This is a genomic window from Streptomyces sp. NBC_01481 (assembly GCF_026339995.1).
Taxonomy (GTDB): domain Bacteria; phylum Actinomycetota; class Actinomycetes; order Streptomycetales; family Streptomycetaceae; genus Streptomyces.
Map to the genome: position 1 here is coordinate 475,992 of NZ_JAPEPT010000004.1, position 19,426 is coordinate 495,417.

The following is a 19,426-nucleotide window of genomic DNA, read 5'->3' on the forward strand; positions in this document are numbered from 1 at the left end:
GCGAACGACCTTATGCCGCAGCCTGTTTGCCGTCAGCCGAGGGGAGAGGGAGTACAGCCTGCTGTACCTCGAACCGGGCGGTCTGCGGGATCGGCCGGGAGGGGTGCTGATCCATAGCGTCGGAGACAACAGCCGTACCGCAACGGACCAACCGCTCAGCACCCTGGGAGGAAGCCCCCATGACGACCATGGACCCCTACCACCTCGCCACCCCCGCCGACCACACGCACGGCGCGCCGTCGCCCGCCCTCACCCGCGGGGAAGTCGTCCGCACGCTGCTGTGGATCGTGGTGGTGATCAGCGCGGTCTCCAACATGGCGGCCTCCTACGGCAATGCCGACACCTGGGTGCACCTGGCCTGCGGCGCGGTCACCGTCCTCGGCGCCGGGACCCTCGTCGTGCGCAATCTGCGAGGCCGTCGATGAGCGCCGCCTTCGCCCGGACCCGCCGCTCGGCGGCCACCGCACACGGCATGCCCGCGCCCGCCATCGCCCTGGACCGGGTCAGCAAGGCGTACCCGGGAGGCGTACGCGCCCTCGACGACGTGTCACTGACCGTGGAACGCGGCATGTTCCTCGCAGTGATGGGGCCTTCGGGCTCCGGCAAGAGCACGCTGATGCACTGCGCCGCCGGGCTGGACTCCCCGACGTCGGGGAGCGTCCGCATCGACGGCCACGAGATCGGCGGCCTGAACGAGACCCGCCGCACCGAACTGCGCCGGGAACGCGTCGGTTTCGTGTTCCAGGCGTACAACCTGATCCCCTCGCTCAGCATCGAGGACAACATCACGCTGCCGCTGCGGCTGGCGGGCCGCACCCCGGACCGCGACTGGGCGCGGACGCTCGTGGAGCGGGTCGGTCTTGCCGACCGGCTGGCGCACCGACCGGCCGAGCTCTCCGGCGGCCAGCAGCAACGAGCCGCAGTCGTACGGGCGTTGGTGGCCAAGCCGGCCGTCGTGTTCGCCGACGAGCCGACCGGCGCGCTGGATCTGCGCAGCGCCCACGAAGTTCTCGACCTGCTGCGGGATCTCGTCAGCGAACTCCACCAGACAGTGGTGATGGTCACCCACGATCCGGCGGCCGCGGCCCGCGCGCACCGGGTGCTGGTGATGGCCGACGGCCGCGTGGTCGAGGCCCTCGACACACCCACCGCCCCCGAACTGGCCCGCCGTCTCGTCGCGCTGGGAGAGGTCTGAGTCATGCTTCGTCTCGCGATACAGATGGTCAGGCACCGGATCACCGCGCTGATCGCCGTGGCCAGCGCGGTGCTCGGCGGCGCGGCCCTGATCACCGGCACCGGCGTACTGGCCGAGTCCGGCCTGCGCTCCCACCTGCCCGCCGGCCGTCTCGGCGGCGCGGCCGTCGTGGTCGCAGCGGACCAGGAGTTCCATCCGATCGGGGACCTGCCGATCGCGCTTCCGGAGCGGCGTAGGGTCCCGGCCCGACTGGTCGGTGAACTGGCCGAGTTGCCGGGTGTCACAGCGACGGTCGGCGACATCAGCTTCCCCGCCGCCCTCGTCGACGCCCACGGACAGGTCGTATCGGCCGGGGATCCCCAGGCGGCGGGGCACGGCTGGTCCTCGACGCGGCTGCTGGACGGGACGCACGCCGACGGCCGCGGTCCGGCCGGTTCCGGCGAGGTCGCCGTGGACAGCGCGACCGCCGCAGCGGCGGGGGTGAGGGTGGGCGACCGGGTCCAGGTCGTCGCGGGCGCCCGGCCCGCTGCCGGTTACCGCGTCTCGGCGGTGGTCGACGCGCCGGGCGCCGGTGTCTTCTTCGCCGATGCGACGGCCGTACGACTGGCAGGGCGTGACGGCGGCTCGCACGCAGAAACCGTCGACCTGATCGGCCTGCGTACCGCACCCGGCGCCGAGGAACGGGTCGCCGCCGAAGTCCGTACGAAGCTGAAGGGCACGGGTCTTGAGGTGACGACGGGCGCGGGCCGCGGGGACCTCGTGTCGCCCGGCGCGGGCGCGTCCCGCTCGCTGCTGATCCTCCTCGCCGGTTCGCTCGCCGGGATCATCCTGCTGATCACCGGTTTCGTCATGGCGAGCGCGCTGGCGGTGTCGATCGCAGGGCAGCGCAGGGACCTGGCGCTGATGCGGGCCGTCGGCGCGACCCCGAAGCAGATCCGCCGCCTGGCCGCCGCCCAGTCCACCGTCGTCGCGGCCGTGGCCCTCGTACCCGGCGTGGCGCTCGGCTACCTGCTGGCCGGGCAGTTCCGCCGGCTGCTGGCGGACCGAGGGGTCATCCCGGCCGAACTCCCCCTGACCATCAGCCCGTTGCCCGCCCTCGCGACCGTCCTCCTGATGGCAGCGGCCGTGCAGATCTCGGCCCGAGGCTCCGCGTGGCGCACCTCCCGGATGCCGGCCACCGAAGCGGTCGCCGAATCACGCAGCGAGCCGCGCAATCCGTCGAGGATCCGGACGCGCATCGGCCTGCTGGTCATCGTCGCCGCAAGCACCATGTCGGTCCTGCCGCTCTTCTCCCGCACCGTCATCGGCGCGACGGCCACGTCCCTCGCGGGCATCCTCGGGGCGATCGGCCTGGCCCTGGCGGGCCCGGCCCTTGTCCGGGGCATCGGGAACGCGGCGGCCCGGCGCACACACTCCGGCGTCTCCGCCCCGACCTGGCTGGCGATGGCCAACGTCCGCGCCTACGCGCTGCGCAACGCGGGGATCGTCAGCACTCTGGCCATGGCGGTCGTGTTCGTCCTGACGTACACCCTCACCCAGACCACCGTGCTGGCCGCGACCGCGCACGACACCCGCACGGGCACACTCGCCCAGCAGCGCCTGAGCGCGCCGGGCCTGGGAGGACTGCCCGACGGCACGCTCGCCGCCGTACGGAACACGGCCGGTGTACGGGCGGCGGCCCCGGTCGGCACGACCACCGTGGTGTGGCCCTACAAGCAGTTCGGCGACACGGAGACCGAGTCCGGCTCCGCGATGATCCTCACGCCGGACGCGACGCATGTCCTCGACCTCGACGTACGGGAGGGCGGCCTGGACCGTCTCACCGGCGCCACCGTCGCCGTGAGCAGCGATGTCGCCCGCTCGCGCTCCGCAGGAGTGGGCCATCGGGTGAACCTCGTCCTCGGTGACGGCGTACGGGTCGTCGCCACGGTCGTCGCCGTCTACGCCCGCGGCCTCGGTTTCGGCACGGTCGTCCTCTCCCACGATCTGGCGGCCGGACACACCACGACGGGCCTCGACCAGAGCATCCTCATCCGCACCGACGGCACGGACAAGGCCCGGCAGGGGCTCACCGTCTTCGCCGCCTCTCGCCCCGGCCTCGCACTCGAGAACACGGACGCCGGTTCCGTCGGCAGCTTGAAAGACGCCCCGCCCGAGGTGTGGATCAACCTGGTCACCATCGTGGTCCTGCTGGTCTACCTTCTCCTCAGCATCGCCAACAAGCTCGTCGCCGCCACCGCCCAGCGCCGGGTTGAGATCGGGGCCCTGCGCCTCAACGGCACCACACCACGTCAGATCCGCGCGATGATGCGACGCGAGGCCGCCGTGACCGCCGCCACCGCGCTCACCACGGCCCTGCTGCTGTCCGCGCTGCCCCTCGCCCTCCTGGGCCAAGGGTTCCTCGGCCGCCCCTGGCCCGCGGGCCCCGTCTGGCTCCTGCCCGCGCTCGCGCTCACGGTCACCGTGACGGCCTTCCTCACCATCGAACTCCCGACCCGCCAGGCACTGCGTACGCCGCCTGCGGACGCCATCCGCGCACAGTGAACGCCGCTCTCGGCCCGGCGGGCGTACCGGTCGCGGTCCGCACAGTCAGTCCGTCAAGGCGATCCACACAGCGAAGCCCAGGAAAACGATGCCGCCGATGAACAGGGACACCGGCGGCCCCACCAGGTGCCGCCACATGAGCACCCGAGCCGTCTGCGGGGCGTGGGGCAGATACACCACCCCCACCTCCCGCCCCGTCGCCAGCCCCAACCCGGTCCCCCGGGCCCGCGGTGCGAACTCCACCCGGTGGCCGTTCAGGTCGGTGAAGGCGATGACCGGCACCCACGTCGGGCCTTCGGAGTCGCTGGACCGCACGTTGTCGACCACGACGCCCTGCGTACGCGTCCCGTGCTGCCGCAACCGCCGTACCACCACGGTCTCCCGCAGCGCGGCCCCAAGGACCAGCAGGGCGGCCGCCCCGCACGCCAGAGCAGCCAACATGCCGCCACCTCTTCCTTGCTCACGCCTGTATGAGCCTCGGACGCAAGAGACGCACTGACCTGGCGTTCGGTTGCGGCCCCGGCTGGGGCCGCCTGGATTCACCTGCCGGTAAGAGGAACAGGCATGGACTGCTCGGAGTCCACGTCGGCGGAGACACGTCCGGCGCCGCCGGGGGAGCGGCGGCCGGCGGTCACGGCGCTCAGGGCGAGGACGGCCAGCCCGCACCCGGCGATGATCCACCAGGCTGCTGCCCTCGCCCCGGCGCCGACCACACCACCGATCACCGCGATGCCGATCGCGGAGCCGACCTGCCGGCTGGTCGCGGCGACCGCGGCGGCCACCCCGGCCCGGTCGCGCGGCAGGCCGGCGACCGCCGTGTCGGTGATCGGTGCGTTGACGAAGCCGAAGCCGAGGCCGAACAGCGCGTAGACCAGGGCCAGCAGGACGTACGAGGGGTGAGCCGAGCGGGTGACGAGCACGGCCAGCACACCGCTGGCGGCGATACCGGCACCGGCGATCAGCAGCGGTACCCGCGGGCCACGGCTGCCCACGATCCGCCCGGACAGCGGCGGGCACACCAGCGACAGCACCGCCATCGGCAGCATGCGCAGCCCGGCCTCCAGCGGGCTCAGCCCCAACTCCCCCTGCAGATAGAGCGCGTTGGCGAACAGGAAGCCGCCGAGTGCGGCGAACGCGAAGAGGGCTGTGAGGGTGGCCCCGCTGAAGGGCGCGCTGCGGAAGAGCCGCGGGTCGATCAGCGGTTCGGCGCGCCGGTTCTCGTACGGAACGAGCCCGCCCAGCGCGCCCGCCGCCGCGATCAGACAGGCCACGATCAGCGGTGAGGTCCAGCCCTTGCCGGGAGCCTCGATGGCGGCGTACGTCAGCGCGCCGAGCAGGACGATCACCAGCAGCTGCCCCACCGGGTCCGCGCGGCGGGCCCGTGCCGCGCGGGACTCGGGGACGAACAGCGCGGTGAGGATCAGCGCGGCCAGCCCGATCGGCACGTTCAGCCAGAACACCGACCGCCAACCGACCGACTGCACCAGTACGCCGCCGATGACCGGCCCGGCCGCCATGCTGATGCCGACCACTCCACCCCACACGCCGATCGCCCGGGCCCGTTCCCGGGGCTCCGGGAAGGTGTTGGTGAGGATGGCCATGGCGACCGGGGTGAGCATGGAACCGCCGACCGCCTGCACCATGCGGAAGACCACCAGCCACCCCGTGGTCGGCGCCAGACTGCACAGCGCCGAAGCGGCGGTGAAGAGCACCAGACCGAGCTGGAAGATCCGTCGCCGCCCGACGCGGTCGGCCGTGGAGCCGGCCAGGGTCAGCAGCGCGGCCAGCACGATGGCGTACGCGTCCAGCGTCCATTGCAGGCCGGAGACGGAGGAGTGAAGGTCCTGCTGCATCGAGGGCAGGGCGACGTTGAGGATGGTGGTGTCGAGGCTGACGAGCAGGACGCTCAGGCAGCAGACGGCCAGGACCAACGTCCGTCGGCCGTCGCGGGGTCGGTGCACGGGCGCTTCCCTTCAGGGCCGGTTCGTGGCGCGCGAATCGGCGAAGTCCCAGACCACGGCGAGGAGTTGCTCGGGAGTCTCGATCTGGGGCATGTGCCCGGTGCGGTGGAGCAGCTCGAACCGGGCCTCCGGCATGGCCGCCGCGTAGGCGCGTCCGTATGCGGCGTCGACGACCTCGTCGCTCTCGCCCCACACGACGAGGGCCGGGTGCGTGACCTTGGCCAGCCGCTCGCGGAGGGTGGGGTCTTCCATGACGTACGGCCCGGAGTAGACCTGCAGTGCGGCGCGGTTGGCGGCCATGACGGCGCGGGCGGCGTCCGGGAGGGTGGCGGGGTCGACGGCGAACTTCGCGGGGTCGTGGAAGGCGAGCCGCGACAGCTCGGCGGGGGTGAGCGAGGAGGTGTCGGCGATGGGGTGGCCGGGGACCTTGATGCCGACGGCGTTGAGGAGGGCGACGCTGCTGATCCGGTCGCTGCCGAGCAGGGCCAGTTCGGCGGCGATCCAGCCGCCGATGGAGTTGCCGACGACGGTGACGTCCGTGAGGCCGAGTTCGTCGAGCAGCCGTATGTAGGACTGGGCGAGGGTGGCGACGTCGGTCAGCCAGTCGGGCCGGGCGGTGCCGCCGAAGCCGGGGTGTACAGGGGTGATGACCCGGGCCGGCCGCAGTTCGGCGAGCAGCCCGGCAAACGGCGCGACGGTCTGCGGACCGCCGCCGCCGTGGAGTAGCAGGAAGGGGTGGCCCTGTCCCTGGTCGTCGACGGCACGTCGAGGTCGCCGGAGGCGAGGGAGAGGGTGTGGACGGTGCTGGTCATGAAGTGTCCTCAAGGGGTTGAGCGGTCAGAAGACTGGGCGGTCAGAAGCTTTGCGGTCAGAGGGCTGGACGGTCAGGCGAAGTCGGTCGCGGGAACAGTGGCGTAACGGCTCATCACCTCGACGGTCGACTCGGCGTTCATCTCCCGGCCGCCGGCGATCATGTCCCTCAGGTCGCGGAAGTACTGCACGTACAGGTCGGGCGTGAAGGTGTTGAGCATCACCGCCGGCTCGTCGCCGGGGTTCGCGAAGGTGTGCGGAGCGCCGGGCGGGATCATCGCGAGCGTGCCGGCCGGGGCGACGTGAGTGGTCTTGCCGACGGTGAAGTGCACGGTGCCGGAGACGACGTAGAAGCCCTCGTCGTGCTGGGCGTGACGGTGCTGCGGCGGGCCTTCGGTGTGCGGGGCGAGGGTGATCTCACCGATCCCGATCCGGTGCCCGGTGGTGCTGCCGTCCTCGAGGATGCGCATCTGGGTCGGGCCCAGACGGATCGTCTCGCCGCCGTCCGGGCCGACCACGGAAACCTCGTTCATTGCCGCCTCCTTCACGTCCTTCATGAGAGCCTGCTCTCACGAGCGTAGGGGGCCAACCCTCGTTATGCAAGTGAACTCTTACGACGAGAGTGAGCGGTGATAAGGTGCCCGCGGAGGGACGGCAGGAATGAGCGGGAATGGGGACGTGACGTACCGATGGCGACGACACAGACGGACACCGGCCGCAGCAACCAGAAGAAGCGCACGCGTACGGCGATCGTCGATGCGGCCCGCGAGCTCATCGGCGCGGGCGGCGAAGTGACCATGCCCGCGATCGCCCGCGCGGCCCTGGTCTCCGACGCCACCGCCTACCGGTACTTCCCGGACCTCCCGTCGCTGATCGGCGAGGCTCTCGCCGGCGTGTGGCCCGCCCCCGCCGACGCACTCCGCCCGGTCGCCGATTCCCGCGACCCCGTCGAACGTGTCGCCTTCGCCTGTGAGTTCCTGCTCCGCGGCGTTCTCGTCCGCCAGGGCGCGGTGCGCGCGATGATCGCCGCCACCATCACCCGCCCCGAGGCGGCGAGGGAGCGGCCCGGCATCCGCTTCGGCCTCATCGACCACGCGCTTCTGCCCCTGGAGGACACGCTGGGGGCGACAGATCCGGACGCGTTCGCCCAGCTCAAGCGGGACCTCGCGGTGGTCGTCAGCGCGGAAGCCCTGTTCAGCCTCACCGATTTGTGCGGGCTCGCCCCCGACGAGGCCGTCGCCAGCGCCGTACGAACCGCGACGACCCTCACCGAGGCCGCGGTGCGCGCGGCCTCGCAGGGGTGAAACGGAGCCGGGCGGCCGGTCGGACAGACATCACGCCGCTACAAGGACGCGTCCTGGCACACGTCCCGCGCGCACGGCGGGTCGGCCGCAGGGGCTACTTCCACTCGAAGACCTTACCCGCCACCTTTCCTTCCTCGGTCGTGTCGAACTCGAACACGCCCACGACCCCTACGAGGTCCGCGAACTTGGCTGCGGCAGTCTCGTAGAAGATGGCGCCCCGCCAGTTCACTCCGCCGGTGTCGGTGAAGTGACCGACGCCCTGACCGTGCCAGGTGACCGTCTCTCCCTCATTGGTCATGATGATCCCTTGGCCGTCGCCGACGAGCGTGCCGTCGGGCCGTACGAACGACTCGTACGTCCCGATGTCCCTGACCGCCGCGTTCAGCAGCGTGCCCACCGCCTGGAAGGAGACTTCCATCGCGGGCTGGCCGTTGTCGCTGGGCAGGACACGCATTGCGGTGGTCTCGCCCAGTTCTTCGCCGAGCAGATCGCCGAGCATGATCGGACTCCTCTCGAAACCCTCTCGGAACTCCTGATCCGCCCCCTCATCCCGGACTACGCCGGAAGCCTCCCGCCGTCAAGCGGAGGCCGACGGGAGCCGACGGCGGCCGCGTCCCCCGGCACCACCTTCCCTGGCGGCTGTTACGGAACCGTCTTCCTTTCGCGTGCAACTACCGGGTCCCCATGACCGTCTACCAGGCGGAACTCGGACTACGCACGGACAAGGAGCCGACAGACGTGGGGGACATTCGCCGACGAGGAGTCGTCGCACTCGGGATCACCGCGCTGGTGACCCCGTTCACTCTGGCCATGGGGACCACGACCGCTCAGGCGGCGTCGTGTACGACGCAGACAGGGCCGTACCAGAAGCAGGTCGAGAAGTTCCTCGGACGCCCGGTGGACGGAAAGCAGTCGGCCGCCGACTGCAGGGCGATCCAGGCCTTCCAGACGAAGCATTCGATCAGCCCGAACGCGGGTCTGGCGGGGCCCATCACCTGGGGCGTCATGGATCTGATGAACAAGCAGAAGGCCGTCGGGAAGAACCCGAACAGGTCAGGCAAGTGCCCGGTGAACAAGGGCCGCATCGCCTGCGTCGACCTGACGCTCCAGCTGAGCTGGGTCCAGGACGGCAGCAAGCTGGTGTACGGACCGGTGGCGGTACGTACCGGCCGCGACGGTTACGAGACCCGCACCGGCCTGAAGAAGATCTACCTGCGGGACATCGACCACGTGTCGAGCCTGTACAACGTGCCGATGCCCTACAGCCAGTTCATCGACGGGGGCCAGGCCTTCCACTCCGTGGGCATCAGCGTCTGGGCACCGCCCGGCTCGCACGGGTGCGTGAACATGACCAAGAGCGACGCTGCCAAGTACTGGAGCCTGCTCCGCAACGGCGACGACGTCTTCGTCTACGGCCGCAAGCCCGGAACCTGACCCGCTCGCACAATCTCCGGCGGGTGGCGACCGTGACGGTCGCGGCCCGCCGGGATGCCGCAGCCAGAGCCCTGTCGAAGTCCCCTTCGCCGAACCGGCCGCCCGGTTCGGCGCATTGCGCGAGCCGTCGTATCGGCCCAGGCCAATATGCCCCGGTGCGTGGACATCGAAAAATGCGGCCGGGATCGCGCGCGGGGCCTTGACAGTGGCCAATGGTCTGGACCAACTTGTACGTCCAGCGGTGGCCACCGTTCCGATGCGCAATCCCCCCACTCACGCCGCGCGTTCACGCAGTGCGCCTTCCGCGTGCCGCGGTGTGCTCTCCCCCCACGGAGGCCATGCAGTGCACAGGAAAGTACGTCCCCGCACGCTGAAAGCCATGCTCGCCGTCGGCGTTCTCGCGGCCGCCGGTATCGCCGTACCCGCTGCCAATGCGACCGAGGAGTCGGCGCCTCGCGACACCTCGGTTGCTCCCGCCGCCGTCCCCGAGCACGCCGTGACCGGTTACTGGCAGAACTTCAACAACGGGGCGACCGTCCAGACCCTCGCGGAGGTCCAGGACCAGTACGACATCATCGCGGTCTCGTTCGCTGATGCGACGAGCACGCCCGGCGAGGTCACCTTCAACCTCGACTCAGCCGGCCTCGGCGGGTACACCGTCGAGCAGTTCAAGGCGGACCTCGCCGCGAAGAAGGCCGGCGGAAAGTCCGTGATCATCTCCATCGGCGGCGAGAAGGGGGCGGTCGCCGTCAACGACGACGCCTCCGCAAAGGCCTTCGCCGACTCGGCGTACCGACTGATGCAGGAGTACGGGTTCGACGGCGTCGACATCGACCTGGAGAACGGTCTCAACTCCACGTACATGACGCAGGCGCTCAAGTCGCTGTCTGCGAAGGCCGGTTCGGGCTTCGTCCTGACGATGGCGCCGCAGACCATCGACATGCAGTCGACGTCGAACGAGTACTTCAAGACGGCACTGAACGTGAAGGACATCCTGACCGTCGTCAACATGCAGTACTACAACAGCGGTTCGATGCTCGGCTGCGACGGCAAGGTCTACTCGCAGGGTTCGGTCGACTTCCTCACCGCTCTCGCCTGCATCCAGCTCGAAGGCGGCCTCGACCCGTCCCAGGTCGGCATCGGCGTGCCCGCCTCCACGCGGGGCGCGGGAAGCGGCTACGTCGAGCCGTCGGTGGTGAACAACGCGCTCGACTGCCTGACGCAGGGCACCAATTGCGGCTCGTTCGAGCCGTCGAAGACCTACCCGGGGCTGCGCGGTGCGATGACCTGGTCCACGAACTGGGACGCGGCTGCGGGCAGCGCCTGGTCGAATGCCGTCGGACCGCACGTCCACAGCCTGCCGTAGAACAGGAGGGCCGTCCGTCAGCAGCGCCGCCGCTTCACCTGGCGGCGCTGCTGCACGTGGATCCGCGACGGAACAGCCATGTCGCGGGATGTACGGGATGCCCGCCGTGATGCGCGCGCCTGGGAGGCTGGATCGCTGGGACACAGTGGGGAAGACACATCCTGGATGAAGAAGCGGGCACCGTGAGACGCGGCGGCGTTCGACGCCCGAGGAACGCAAAACACTGACGCGCCGCCGTCATTCGCCTCGCCAGATGTTGTCGAAAGCCGCGTCCTCAATGACGCGCCGCTGCCGTTCGCCGTCCAATTCCCTTACCGCGTCGTGGACGGCGGCGAGCACTGTCGCCACCGGGTCGTCGGACACGCTCGGGAGGTCAGCGGTCCCCTCGTCGCGGATCCCGACGGCCGCGGCAAGGGCGGCGAGGACGGGATCACCTGATGACCAGCGTTCCTCCGCCTTGCGGCGGGCAGCCGAATCGAGCAGCTCCGTCGCGCTGTTCCGGGAGGGCATCCAGCGGTGGCGGCGTGGCTGAGCGAACTGCCCTTCCGCCTCAAGGGCGGCCAGATAGGCCGCGGACAGCCCGCGCCCCCGGCGCCACAGCCAGTCGTCGACCGACTCGTACGGTTCTTCGACGGCGATGGACGACGCGGCCTCATCCAGCAGGCGATCGGCGATCGCGGGCCGGAGGCTCGGCACGAGGTGATCGTCGTCCAGCCTGACGGCTTCGGCGCCCAGGAGGTCGATCACTTCGGCTCCTGCGAGCGCAAGGGAGAGATCGCCTTGCTCCACGGGCCGACCGGACGCCCTGTCCATGGCAATGATCAACAGGTCCCGCGGTGTGGTCATGAATGGCTCCCCATGCCCGGGGCATCAGCCACCGGCCTGCCTCTGTCCTTCGCCCGCAATCTCATCTACCCCCTCAACGTCCCACAGCCGGACCTGCCTGTCCTCCCGGCAGTGCGGAACACCCATCCTCAGCACGACGTTACGGCAGCGAGGGAAGGGACAGGATGACGAATACGAAGAAGGACGTTCAGGATGCGGCCGAGATGGCGCGTCGTGCTCGGTTCGGCAGTCTGCCGGAGCCAATCCGTCTGGAGGACACCGTTCAAGAGCTCCCTGCCACGGCACCGGACCCGTCGAAGGATACGTACGACTCCAACGAGTGGCTGACGCGTAACGCTCTGTAGCGCAGTCGAGTCGGTGTACGTGGCGTGGTCGTCCAACGCCGTTCGCACCAGTGGCCGACCCCCGTGGCGGTCACTGGTGCGAACAGCGCGCGGCGTCAGAAGGTGCAGGTCGGGACACCGTCCAGCCACGCGGGCCCTTGGATGTAGATGTTCGTGACCCACGCCTTGTAGTCGGGCAGGTAGGACCAGGCGTCGTTGGTGTAGCCGTCGGAGGTGACCAGTTCGGCGTGCTTCTGGCACTCGACGCGGATGGTCGTGGCCTGCGGGAAGGCGTAGACGCGCGCGGCCTTGGTGGACGGCTGGGCCTTGGTCCAGACACCGGTGCCCCAGGTCTGGAAGATGTGCCCGCTCACCGGTCCGGTGTTGACGCGGACCGCCCCGTAGTAATCGCCGTTCAGCCGCACGTCGCTGACCATGAGTTTGGTGCCGGACTGTTTGGCCTCCACCATCTTGCCCGCGCCGAGGTAGATGGCGATGTGGTGCAGCTGCCGGGAGTTGCCCCAGGCCAGCAGATCGCCGGGGAGCAGCGGGGCGAGGCCCTGTGCGGCGGTGAAGCGTTCGGCCGCCCGATGTGTGTAGTACTGCGCGCTGGCGACGCCGTTGAGGATGTCCGACCCGGTGGCCTCGGCGTAGGCGTGGCGGACGAGACCGGAGCAGTCGAAGCCGAGCCGCTCGGGATCGTGCTCGCTGGCCGGGTCGGTGGGATCCACCTGCCCGTACGTGGCACCGGGCTGCGGGCCGTGGCCGCCGCCCCACGTGTACCAGACGTCGGCCGCGACCTGCGCGCACGCGGCGGCGACGGCGCGCTCGGCCGCCGCGGAGGCTCCCGGCGCCAGGACGGCACACTCGCCGGCGGCGGCCGTACGAACGGCCTTGGCTGCGGGGGTGGTTGAGGCGGCCGCGGATGTGGGCGCCCAGAGGAGGAAAGCCAGTAATCCGATGAGTGAGCCGATGAGACCGGATCGGCGGAGCATGCAGGGACCCTCGTTTCTTGTTGCCGTAACTTCCGTACGCAGAAAGCAGCCTGCGGGGCCGTGGCCGCGCTCGTCGAGGGTCCGGCGTCGCCCCAACTGGACGGGCAACGGGAAACACCGGGAAACCCCTGCCGAGCAGGGCACTTTGCCGGGGGAGTCTGTCCGGGGCGGGGAATGCACGAACTTCCGGAGCCGCCGTTCGGCGGCTCCGGAAGGTGTCCACGCGGGGAGGAACTACGGCTGGAGGGTGATCGAGTTGATCGGCGTCATGTCCTTGTCGATGTACCAGCCGGCCGGCAGGTAGCCCTGACAGCCCGTGCCGTTGTACCCGGTGCACGTCCGCACGGTCGCACCGCCGGTCTGGTTGTTGAAGATGCGGTATGTCCCGTACATGTTGCTGAGGTTGTGGGCCCCGTAGGTGTAGAACGTGTGGGTCGGGTGGTCGTTGTTCCAGCCCGCACCGGGGTACATGCAGACGTACCCGGACTGGCACCCGTGGCTGCTCGCCGCCTGGGCCTGGGTTGCGGTGAGTGTCGTCATCGTGCCGACAGCGAGCGCGAGCGCCGCGGCGGTCCTCATCATCTTGATCTTGCGCACGATTCCCCCTGGGAATGTCTTGTTGCGTGCTGACGACTTCAGCCTGTCGCCGGGTGCGCACCGGGGTCGATGGGTTTCCTGTTGCCCGTCGGGCGAGCGGCCGGGAAACCGCCGGTGACCAGGCCGGACACCGGATCAAGGTCAACAGCCCGAAACGTTGGCAGCGCAGCGCCAAGGCCGCGCGGCTCCGAACAGAGCACTGAGCCGGACCGCGACCGTGACCTGCCCGTGGAGGTCACCGAACTCATCCGGGCCCGCGGCGGTCCCAGCGGGAACCGCGCCCGTGTGCTGGAGGCCGAGCTCTACACCCGTGCCCGCGAACTGCAGGAGGTCAACGAACGTCTGCGCCAGGCCCACGCCCGTGAACGCGAGGTGGCCCTGGCTCTCCAGACGGCGATGCTGCCCGCCCCCAGCCCGATGGGGCACCACTGGACGGCCGTGCGCTACTGCCCGGCCGCCGCGCCCTGAATGTGTGCGGGGACTGGTACGACCTGGTCGACCTGCCCGGCGACCGGATCGGGGTCGCGGTCGGCGACGTCGTCGGCCACGGACTGGCGGCCGCATGCGTCATGGGTCAGCTCCGCAGCGCGCTCAGTGCCGCCTCCCGCGTCGCCGATGGCCCCGCCCGGCTCTGGACGTCCTCGGCCTGTACGCCCGCTCGGTCGACGGTGCCGAGAACACCACCGCCGTACAGACCTTCATCGACTGGGACAGCCGGACCATCAGCTACAGCAGTGCGGGCCACCTGCCGCCCGCACTGCTGCGTGCCGATGGAACCGTCCAGTTCCTTGACGAGGCCACCGACCCACCGCTCGGCGCCCGCCTCGAACACGTCCCCAGACCGCAGGCCACAGCGGGCTTCACTGAAGGCGCAACCCTCGGCTCCTATACCGACGGCCTGATCGAACGCCGGCGCGAGGACATCGACACCGGAATGCGCCGTCTCGCCGACTCCCTCACCCGCCACCAAGGAGCCGACCCCGAGGCAATGGCCGACGCCCTCCTGCTGGAGCTGCTTCCGTCCGGCGGCGTCACCGATGACACCGCCCTGGTCATCGTGCGGCTCTGACGTCTCAGGGTTCAGCGAACGCGTGGCGTCATACCCGGCTCCCACTTCTGCTGGTACCGGCTCGCCGACGCCCCTGCCGTGAAGGCCGCTGAGGATGCGCGAGACGTGCCCACGCGCCAGTCGATCTCCTTCACCGCCTGGTACCAGACGATGCCGATGATGTCGCGGTGGCGCGGCAGTGAGCGGAACATCTCGGTGATCCACTCTGCTTTGCGTCCGGCGGCGTCCGTGGCGCCGAGTTCGGTGATGACGAGTGGCTTTCGCGTGAAGCGCCGTATCTCGGTCCTCGTCGGCGTGAAGAGGCGGTCGAAAGACTGGTAGTTCTCCTTGCCAACGGTGCCGTAGTAGCCGGACAGCCCCACCCAGTCCACGTACGCGTCTCCCGGGTAGAGCCGGGTGAGCGGCGTGGAGTTGGTGTAGCTGACGTTGGGGCTCCACACCCACAGGGCGTTATGTGCTCCCACCTCGTCAAAGATTGTGTGGACATGACGCCACGCCCGGACGTACTCCCCGCGGCGGTTGCCGTTGGACTGCTCGCACCAGGGGTACCAGTAGCCGTTCATCTCGTGGGCGAGACGGATGGCCACCGGATAGCGGAGCGACTTGATGCCCCGCGCCCATGACCGTATGTACGGATCGAAGGAGCCCTGGATGATTCTCGACAGCCGGTACTCGGACTGCTCTCCGCGCAGGGTGGGTTCCTCGGCCTCGGCCTTGTGGTCCCACGGCTCCCAGGCGACCAGGGGCAGCATGCCCCGCCTGGCGACACGGTTGATGGCATCGGCGTCGAACTGATCGCTCTCCCAGTCGGCTGAGAACTCGTACACCTGCGGGCGGTGCCCGGTCTGCCGGGCGAAGGCGGCTGCTTCGGTGAAGTCATGGGCCCCCGCCGACGTGAAGACGCCGATGAACGCCGATCCCGCTGCGGGGAAAGCGACCGTGGGCCGCTTGGCGGTGGGGTGCGGGGCCGGCTGCTCGTCCGGCAGTACGGTCGTCGGGGGCAGCACGGCGTCGGCGCGCGCGGCTGCCGCTCGGCGTTCGCGGTCCGCCAGGCCCGGCGCCACCTGGAAGGTGTACCAGAACAGCAGGGCGGCACACAGCAGCGCGAGCACCCGTGGCGTGGTGATCCTCATTGCTCGGCCCTCGCGGTGCGCAAGCGGGTGGAGACATCCTGCGCCAGCGCGAGCAGCGGCGGGGCAGAGCCGGCCGCAAGAGCCAGCAGCGTCCAGATCCGCATGCCGGTGTAGTCATGGTTGTTGAGGAAACTGACGATCAGCAGGCACCCGGCCAGCAGCGCCCAGATCAGGTGCAGCCGGAAGGTGCGCAGGGACTCCGGGCTGCGCAGTTCGCCCTTGGCGGTGACCACGTACGCCAGCGGCCGGCGCAGCAGTGCGTTCGCCGCGGCCGCGATGTAGACAGGCCCGGCGAAGAGCGACAGCAGGATGCCCGCCATGCCGATCTCCCGCCTCTCGTGCTCGGCGAGGTTGAACCGGCGCAGCCACAGCCAGAGGGCGAATGAGCCGCCCATGCCCGCCGACCACAGCAGGAACCAGGGGAGCCCGGGCAGTTGGATGGACGAGACTCCGAGCAGCATGTACAGGGCGGTGGCAAGGGTGCCGAGCGCCAGGCTCATGGCGACGCTCGGGTAGTAGAACTGAACCAGGTCGTACAGCAGTCGCTGGCGGGGACGGAGCCGGATGCCCTGCCTCAGCCTCGGGTTGAGCTTGATCTCCCAGATGCCGTAGGCCCAGCGCCTCTGCTGGTTGAAGTAGTCGGTCCAGGTGGTCGGGCCCTCGCCCACGGCCACGACGTCGGGGGTGTAGACGCCCTTCCAGCCGTTTCCGGTGGCGGGATTGACCGTGCCGTGGATCCTCATGCTGGTCAGATGGTCCTCGATGATCGAGTCCTGGTAGCCGCCGATCTGCTGCCATGCGGCGACCCGGTAGAGGTGATTGGTGCCGATCAGCAAGGGGGCGTCCAGACCGTTGCCGCCGCGTTCGACGATGCTGCTGAACAAGTACTGCTGCACCGAGGCGCCGTGGGCGACCCAGTTGTCGTAGGCGTTTCCGTACACCTGGGGGGCCACCACGAACGCCGTGTCCGGGTCGTGGAAGTAGCCCAGGGTCCGCTCCAGGAAGCACGGCAGCGGCACATGGTCCGGGTCCATCTGGGCGACCACGTCGTAGTTGTCCTCGTGCTCGGCGCGCCAGGCGTTGTGGTTTCCGGACTTGGTGCGTGCGCGGAAGGGGCCGGACTGCTGGTTGTACTCCGGCCGGTCCTTACGGCTGAAGTGGTGGACCCCGAGGCGCGCAGCCATCTGACGTACGGTCGGATCGTTTCCCTCGTCGAGGATCCAGACGTCCACGGTGCAGTCCCAGCGCTCGACCTCCAGCATGGCCCGCAGCGTCCGTTGTACGACGGCTATCGGCTCCTTGGACGGCACGATGGTGGTCAGCATGGCGACCCGGAGCCCCTGCGGCGGCACCATGGGGATCGGGTCCTTCGCCCGGAAGGCGAACACCCAGATCGCCACCGCCTGCACGATTTTGATCGTCTCGACCGCGATGACCAGGCAGAAACCGGTCCGGGCCAGGAACAGCCAGCCGTTGCCGACGCCGGTGATCCCGGGGCCGGGGACGTGTTCGGGCAGCAGCAGCCAGCCTATGAAGACGATGTCGGCCAGGGCTGTGGCGAGGGTGAGCGCGGTGAGCGACACCCGGTGGCCCGGGCGCAGTACGGAGCAGTACTCCACTTTCCGGCCCGGGTTGGCCAGCGGGCCGCATTCCCGTGCGGCACGAGCGTAGGCAGCGACGGCTGAGGCGTTGCGACGATTCCTCTTTTCGGCGCGCCGGTCCGGGCGGCATGAATATCTGGACATTTCCCCCCTTGCTGACCAACAGCGTCACTCGGACGTGAATAAGCCGCTAGCTGCGGTGAATAGGACTGCTTGCGTCGCCGGCCCGGTTCCCGGTTGGTTCAAATCCGAACGGCGTAGAGCGTGCTGTCGTCGCTGCCGAAGTACACCGTGTCCTGGGTGACGGCAGGTGAGTGCACCGGAGCGGAGGCGGAGTAGGCCCACAACTGCTCTCCTGTCGCGGCATTCACCGCGTACAGCTTGGTGTCGGCGCTGCCCACGTACACCACCGAGCCTGCTGCGGCCGGAGCGTGGACGTCTCCTGTGGCGGTGAACTCCCATGTGGGCTTGCCTGTGCCGGCGTCCAGCGCGTGCAGTGTCTTGCCGCCCCCCACGTACACCACTCCTTTGACGATCGCCGGGTTGGATCCGACGGAGGCGCCCTCGAATCGCCAGACTTGCTTCCCTGTGCCTGCGTCGACCGCGTAGAGAGCGCCGTCGGTGCTGCCGAAGTAGACGACGCCGCCCGCTACGGCCGGGATGCCGGACACGGCCCCGCGAGTGGTGAAGGCCCACCGCTTCTCGCCGGTGTTCGCGTTCACCGCGTAGAGGCTCGTGTCGCTGCTGCCCACGTACACCGTCTCGCCGGACACGGCGGGGGAGTGGGTGTCGTTGCCCGTGTCGAAGGTCCACCGGCGCTTTCCGTCGGCCGCGTCGAGGGCGTACAGCCGGTGGTCCGCGCTGCCGACGTAGGCAACGCCCCCTGTCACGACGGGGGTATGGACGATGCCCCCTGTGGTGAACCGCCAACGGACCTTGCCCGAACGCGCGTCGAAGGCGTACAGGGTGCGGTCGTCGCTGCCGAGGTACACGCTGCCGCCCAGCACGGTCGGTGCGGAGCCGATGGCCGCGGCGGTGGTGTACTTCCATCGCTGCCGCCCGCCGGCGGTGGTCAGCGCGTACAGCGTGCCGTCGTTGCTGGCCGCGTAGACCAGATCCCCGGCCACCCTCGGGTAGGACAGCACCGTGCCGGTGGTCGTGAACCGCCAGCGCAGCGACCCCGCGGCGGGCGACTCGCGATCCCGCGTGAGGCCCCAGGTGGCCGCTGCCAGCCCGCCGGCCCCCAGGGCACCGGCCGCGGCGTACAGCAGTCGGCGACGGCTGACCGGCTGCTCCGGCACAGGCTCCGGCCCGGGCTCCGGCAGGCTCGGCTGCTGCTCGGGCACGGGGGAGTGGTCCGCCGAAGTCGACGTCGGCAGGTCCGGGAAAACGAGCGTCCCCGACGTGTCTTCGTCCTGCCAGGGCTTGGGCAGCCAGCCCGCGCCGAGCAGTTCCACCGGGGAGCGGCCGCCGGTCAGAGCGGGCATCAGGGCCGACAGGGCCGGGCGGTCGGCAGGCCGCTTCGACAGGCACCAACCGATCAGTTCGCGCAACCCGGCCGGTATCGCCTGGAGTTTGGGCTCCTCGTGCACCACGCGGAACAACAGGGCCGGTACGGAGGCTTCTCCGAAGGGACCAGCACCCGTCGCGGCGAAAGCCAGAACCGAGCCGAGCGAGAACACGTCCGACGAGGGCTCGATCGGCAGTCCCTGGATCTGCTCGGGAGACATGTAGCCCGGAGACCCGATCGTGGTGCCGGTGAGCGTCAGTCCGCTGTGCTCGGCGAGCCGGGAGATTCCGAAGTCGATGACGCGTGGCCCGTCCTCGGCCAGCAGCACATTGGCGGGCTTGAGATCCCGGTGGATGAGAGCCGCACCATGAATCGCCGTCAGCGCTTCCACCAGCGCCGCACCGAGCGCCCGTACGGACCGCTCCGGGAAGGGGCCGCCCTTGTGCACCGCTTGCTGGAGCGAGGGGCCGGGAATGTACGCGGTCGCCAGCCACGGCCGGCTGCCGTCGGGGTCCGCGTCGACCACCCCGGCCGTGAAGAATCCGCTCACGGCGCGCGAGGCGATCACCTCGCGGGCGAAGCGCTGCCGGAAGGCGGGGTCTTGTACGTAGTCGGGACGGATGACCTTGATCGCGACCCGCCGACCGCTCGGCGAGTACCCGAGGTAGACCCGGCCCATGCCGCCACTGCCCAACTGGGCAACCAGCCGGTATGGCCCCACGACGGTGGGGTCGTCAG

At 69.9% G+C, this 19,426-nt stretch carries 18 protein-coding genes and 1 pseudogene; 8 read left to right on the top strand and 11 right to left on the bottom strand.

What is annotated here, in order from left to right; all coding sequences use genetic code 11:
• The first annotated feature begins 188 nt into the window (after nt 1–188).
• Genes OOK40_RS23870 through OOK40_RS23880 form a run of 3 tightly spaced genes read left to right on the top strand, consistent with a single transcriptional unit; the run spans nt 189 to nt 3,739 of the window.
• Nucleotides 189–425 (top strand): hypothetical protein, encoded by a 237-nt coding sequence (locus tag OOK40_RS23870; RefSeq protein WP_266486574.1) that lies wholly within the window; start codon nt 189–191, stop codon nt 423–425.
• Nucleotides 422–1,195 (top strand): ABC transporter ATP-binding protein, encoded by a 774-nt coding sequence (locus OOK40_RS23875; protein WP_266485511.1) that lies wholly within the window; start codon nt 422–424, stop codon nt 1,193–1,195. Before OOK40_RS23870 ends, OOK40_RS23875 begins: the two co-directional genes overlap by 4 nt.
• Before the next feature lie 3 nt (nt 1,196–1,198).
• Nucleotides 1,199–3,739, top strand: coding sequence for an FtsX-like permease family protein (locus OOK40_RS23880; protein WP_266485514.1), 2,541 nt, complete (start codon nt 1,199–1,201; stop codon nt 3,737–3,739).
• A 45-nt stretch (nt 3,740–3,784) separates the two neighbouring features.
• On the opposite strand, the gene OOK40_RS23885 is transcribed toward OOK40_RS23880, so the two are convergent.
• The 4 genes from OOK40_RS23885 to OOK40_RS23900 form a co-directional block, all read right to left on the bottom strand.
• Complete coding sequence (locus OOK40_RS23885) at nt 3,785–4,180, bottom strand: DUF3592 domain-containing protein (RefSeq protein ID WP_266485516.1); 396 nt, start codon at nt 4,178–4,180, stop codon at nt 3,785–3,787.
• 98 nt (nt 4,181–4,278) lie between these two features.
• Nucleotides 4,279–5,700: a DHA2 family efflux MFS transporter permease subunit gene (locus OOK40_RS23890; protein WP_266485520.1), complete on the bottom strand. Its 1,422-nt coding sequence runs from the start codon at nt 5,698–5,700 to the stop codon at nt 4,279–4,281.
• A 12-nt stretch (nt 5,701–5,712) separates the two neighbouring features.
• Nucleotides 5,713–6,525, bottom strand: a complete 813-nt coding sequence (locus OOK40_RS23895) for an alpha/beta hydrolase (protein WP_323136099.1) — start codon at nt 6,523–6,525, stop codon at nt 5,713–5,715.
• 59 nt (nt 6,526–6,584) lie between these two features.
• The gene (locus OOK40_RS23900) at nt 6,585–7,043 is read right to left on the bottom strand and encodes a cupin domain-containing protein (protein WP_266485523.1); all 459 of its coding nucleotides are present in this window, start codon (nt 7,041–7,043) and stop codon (nt 6,585–6,587) included.
• A gap of 156 nt (nt 7,044–7,199) precedes the next feature.
• On the opposite strand from OOK40_RS23900, the gene OOK40_RS23905 reads away from it, so the two are divergent.
• The gene (locus OOK40_RS23905; RefSeq protein ID WP_266485526.1) at nt 7,200–7,814 is read left to right on the top strand and encodes a TetR/AcrR family transcriptional regulator; all 615 of its coding nucleotides are present in this window, start codon (nt 7,200–7,202) and stop codon (nt 7,812–7,814) included.
• A 94-nt stretch (nt 7,815–7,908) separates the two neighbouring features.
• Here OOK40_RS23905 and OOK40_RS23910 read toward each other — a convergent pair whose 3' ends face one another.
• On the bottom strand, nt 7,909–8,313 hold the full coding sequence (locus OOK40_RS23910) for a hypothetical protein (RefSeq protein ID WP_266485528.1): 405 nt from the start codon (nt 8,311–8,313) through the stop codon (nt 7,909–7,911).
• A gap of 239 nt (nt 8,314–8,552) precedes the next feature.
• Between OOK40_RS23910 and OOK40_RS23915 the strand changes: the two genes are divergently transcribed.
• Complete coding sequence (locus OOK40_RS23915) at nt 8,553–9,248, top strand: L,D-transpeptidase (protein ID WP_266486582.1); 696 nt, start codon at nt 8,553–8,555, stop codon at nt 9,246–9,248.
• A gap of 379 nt (nt 9,249–9,627) precedes the next feature.
• Nucleotides 9,628–10,614, top strand: a complete 987-nt coding sequence (locus tag OOK40_RS23920; RefSeq protein ID WP_323136100.1) for a chitinase — start codon at nt 9,628–9,630, stop codon at nt 10,612–10,614.
• 237 nt (nt 10,615–10,851) lie between these two features.
• On the opposite strand, the gene OOK40_RS23925 is transcribed toward OOK40_RS23920, so the two are convergent.
• Nucleotides 10,852–11,460 carry a GPP34 family phosphoprotein gene (locus OOK40_RS23925; RefSeq protein ID WP_266485531.1) on the bottom strand — a complete coding sequence of 203 codons (609 nt, stop codon included), beginning with the start codon at nt 11,458–11,460 and terminating at the stop codon, nt 10,852–10,854.
• Nucleotides 11,461–11,624: 164 nt separating this feature from the next.
• Here OOK40_RS23925 and OOK40_RS23930 point away from each other — a divergent pair, with 164 nt between their 5' ends.
• Complete coding sequence (locus tag OOK40_RS23930) at nt 11,625–11,804, top strand: hypothetical protein (protein WP_266485534.1); 180 nt, start codon at nt 11,625–11,627, stop codon at nt 11,802–11,804.
• Between the two features lie 95 nt (nt 11,805–11,899).
• Here OOK40_RS23930 and OOK40_RS23935 read toward each other — a convergent pair whose 3' ends face one another.
• Both OOK40_RS23935 and OOK40_RS23940 read right to left on the bottom strand, forming a co-directional pair.
• On the bottom strand, nt 11,900–12,778 hold the full coding sequence (locus tag OOK40_RS23935; protein WP_266485537.1) for a C40 family peptidase: 879 nt from the start codon (nt 12,776–12,778) through the stop codon (nt 11,900–11,902).
• Nucleotides 12,779–13,012: 234 nt separating this feature from the next.
• On the bottom strand, nt 13,013–13,375 hold the full coding sequence (locus OOK40_RS23940; protein ID WP_266485540.1) for a hypothetical protein: 363 nt from the start codon (nt 13,373–13,375) through the stop codon (nt 13,013–13,015).
• A gap of 231 nt (nt 13,376–13,606) precedes the next feature.
• Here OOK40_RS23940 and OOK40_RS23945 point away from each other — a divergent pair.
• Nucleotides 13,607–14,444: pseudogene (locus OOK40_RS23945) on the top strand (PP2C family protein-serine/threonine phosphatase); the annotation flags it as partial.
• An 11-nt stretch (nt 14,445–14,455) separates the two neighbouring features.
• Here OOK40_RS23945 and OOK40_RS23950 read toward each other — a convergent pair.
• From OOK40_RS23950 to OOK40_RS23960, 3 genes are all read right to left on the bottom strand, one after another.
• The gene (locus OOK40_RS23950; protein ID WP_266485544.1) at nt 14,456–15,577 is read right to left on the bottom strand and encodes a glycoside hydrolase family 26 protein; all 1,122 of its coding nucleotides are present in this window, start codon (nt 15,575–15,577) and stop codon (nt 14,456–14,458) included.
• Nucleotides 15,574–17,322 carry a glycosyltransferase family 2 protein gene (locus OOK40_RS23955; RefSeq protein ID WP_266485548.1) on the bottom strand — a complete coding sequence of 583 codons (1,749 nt, stop codon included), beginning with the start codon at nt 17,320–17,322 and terminating at the stop codon, nt 15,574–15,576. The genes OOK40_RS23950 and OOK40_RS23955 overlap by 4 nt, the downstream gene beginning before the upstream one ends.
• Nucleotides 17,323–17,420: 98 nt before the next feature.
• Entirely contained in the window at nt 17,421–19,409 is a 1,989-nt protein-coding gene (locus tag OOK40_RS23960; protein ID WP_266485551.1) for a PQQ-binding-like beta-propeller repeat protein, read from the bottom strand.
• Nucleotides 19,410–19,426: the final 17 nt, after the last annotated feature.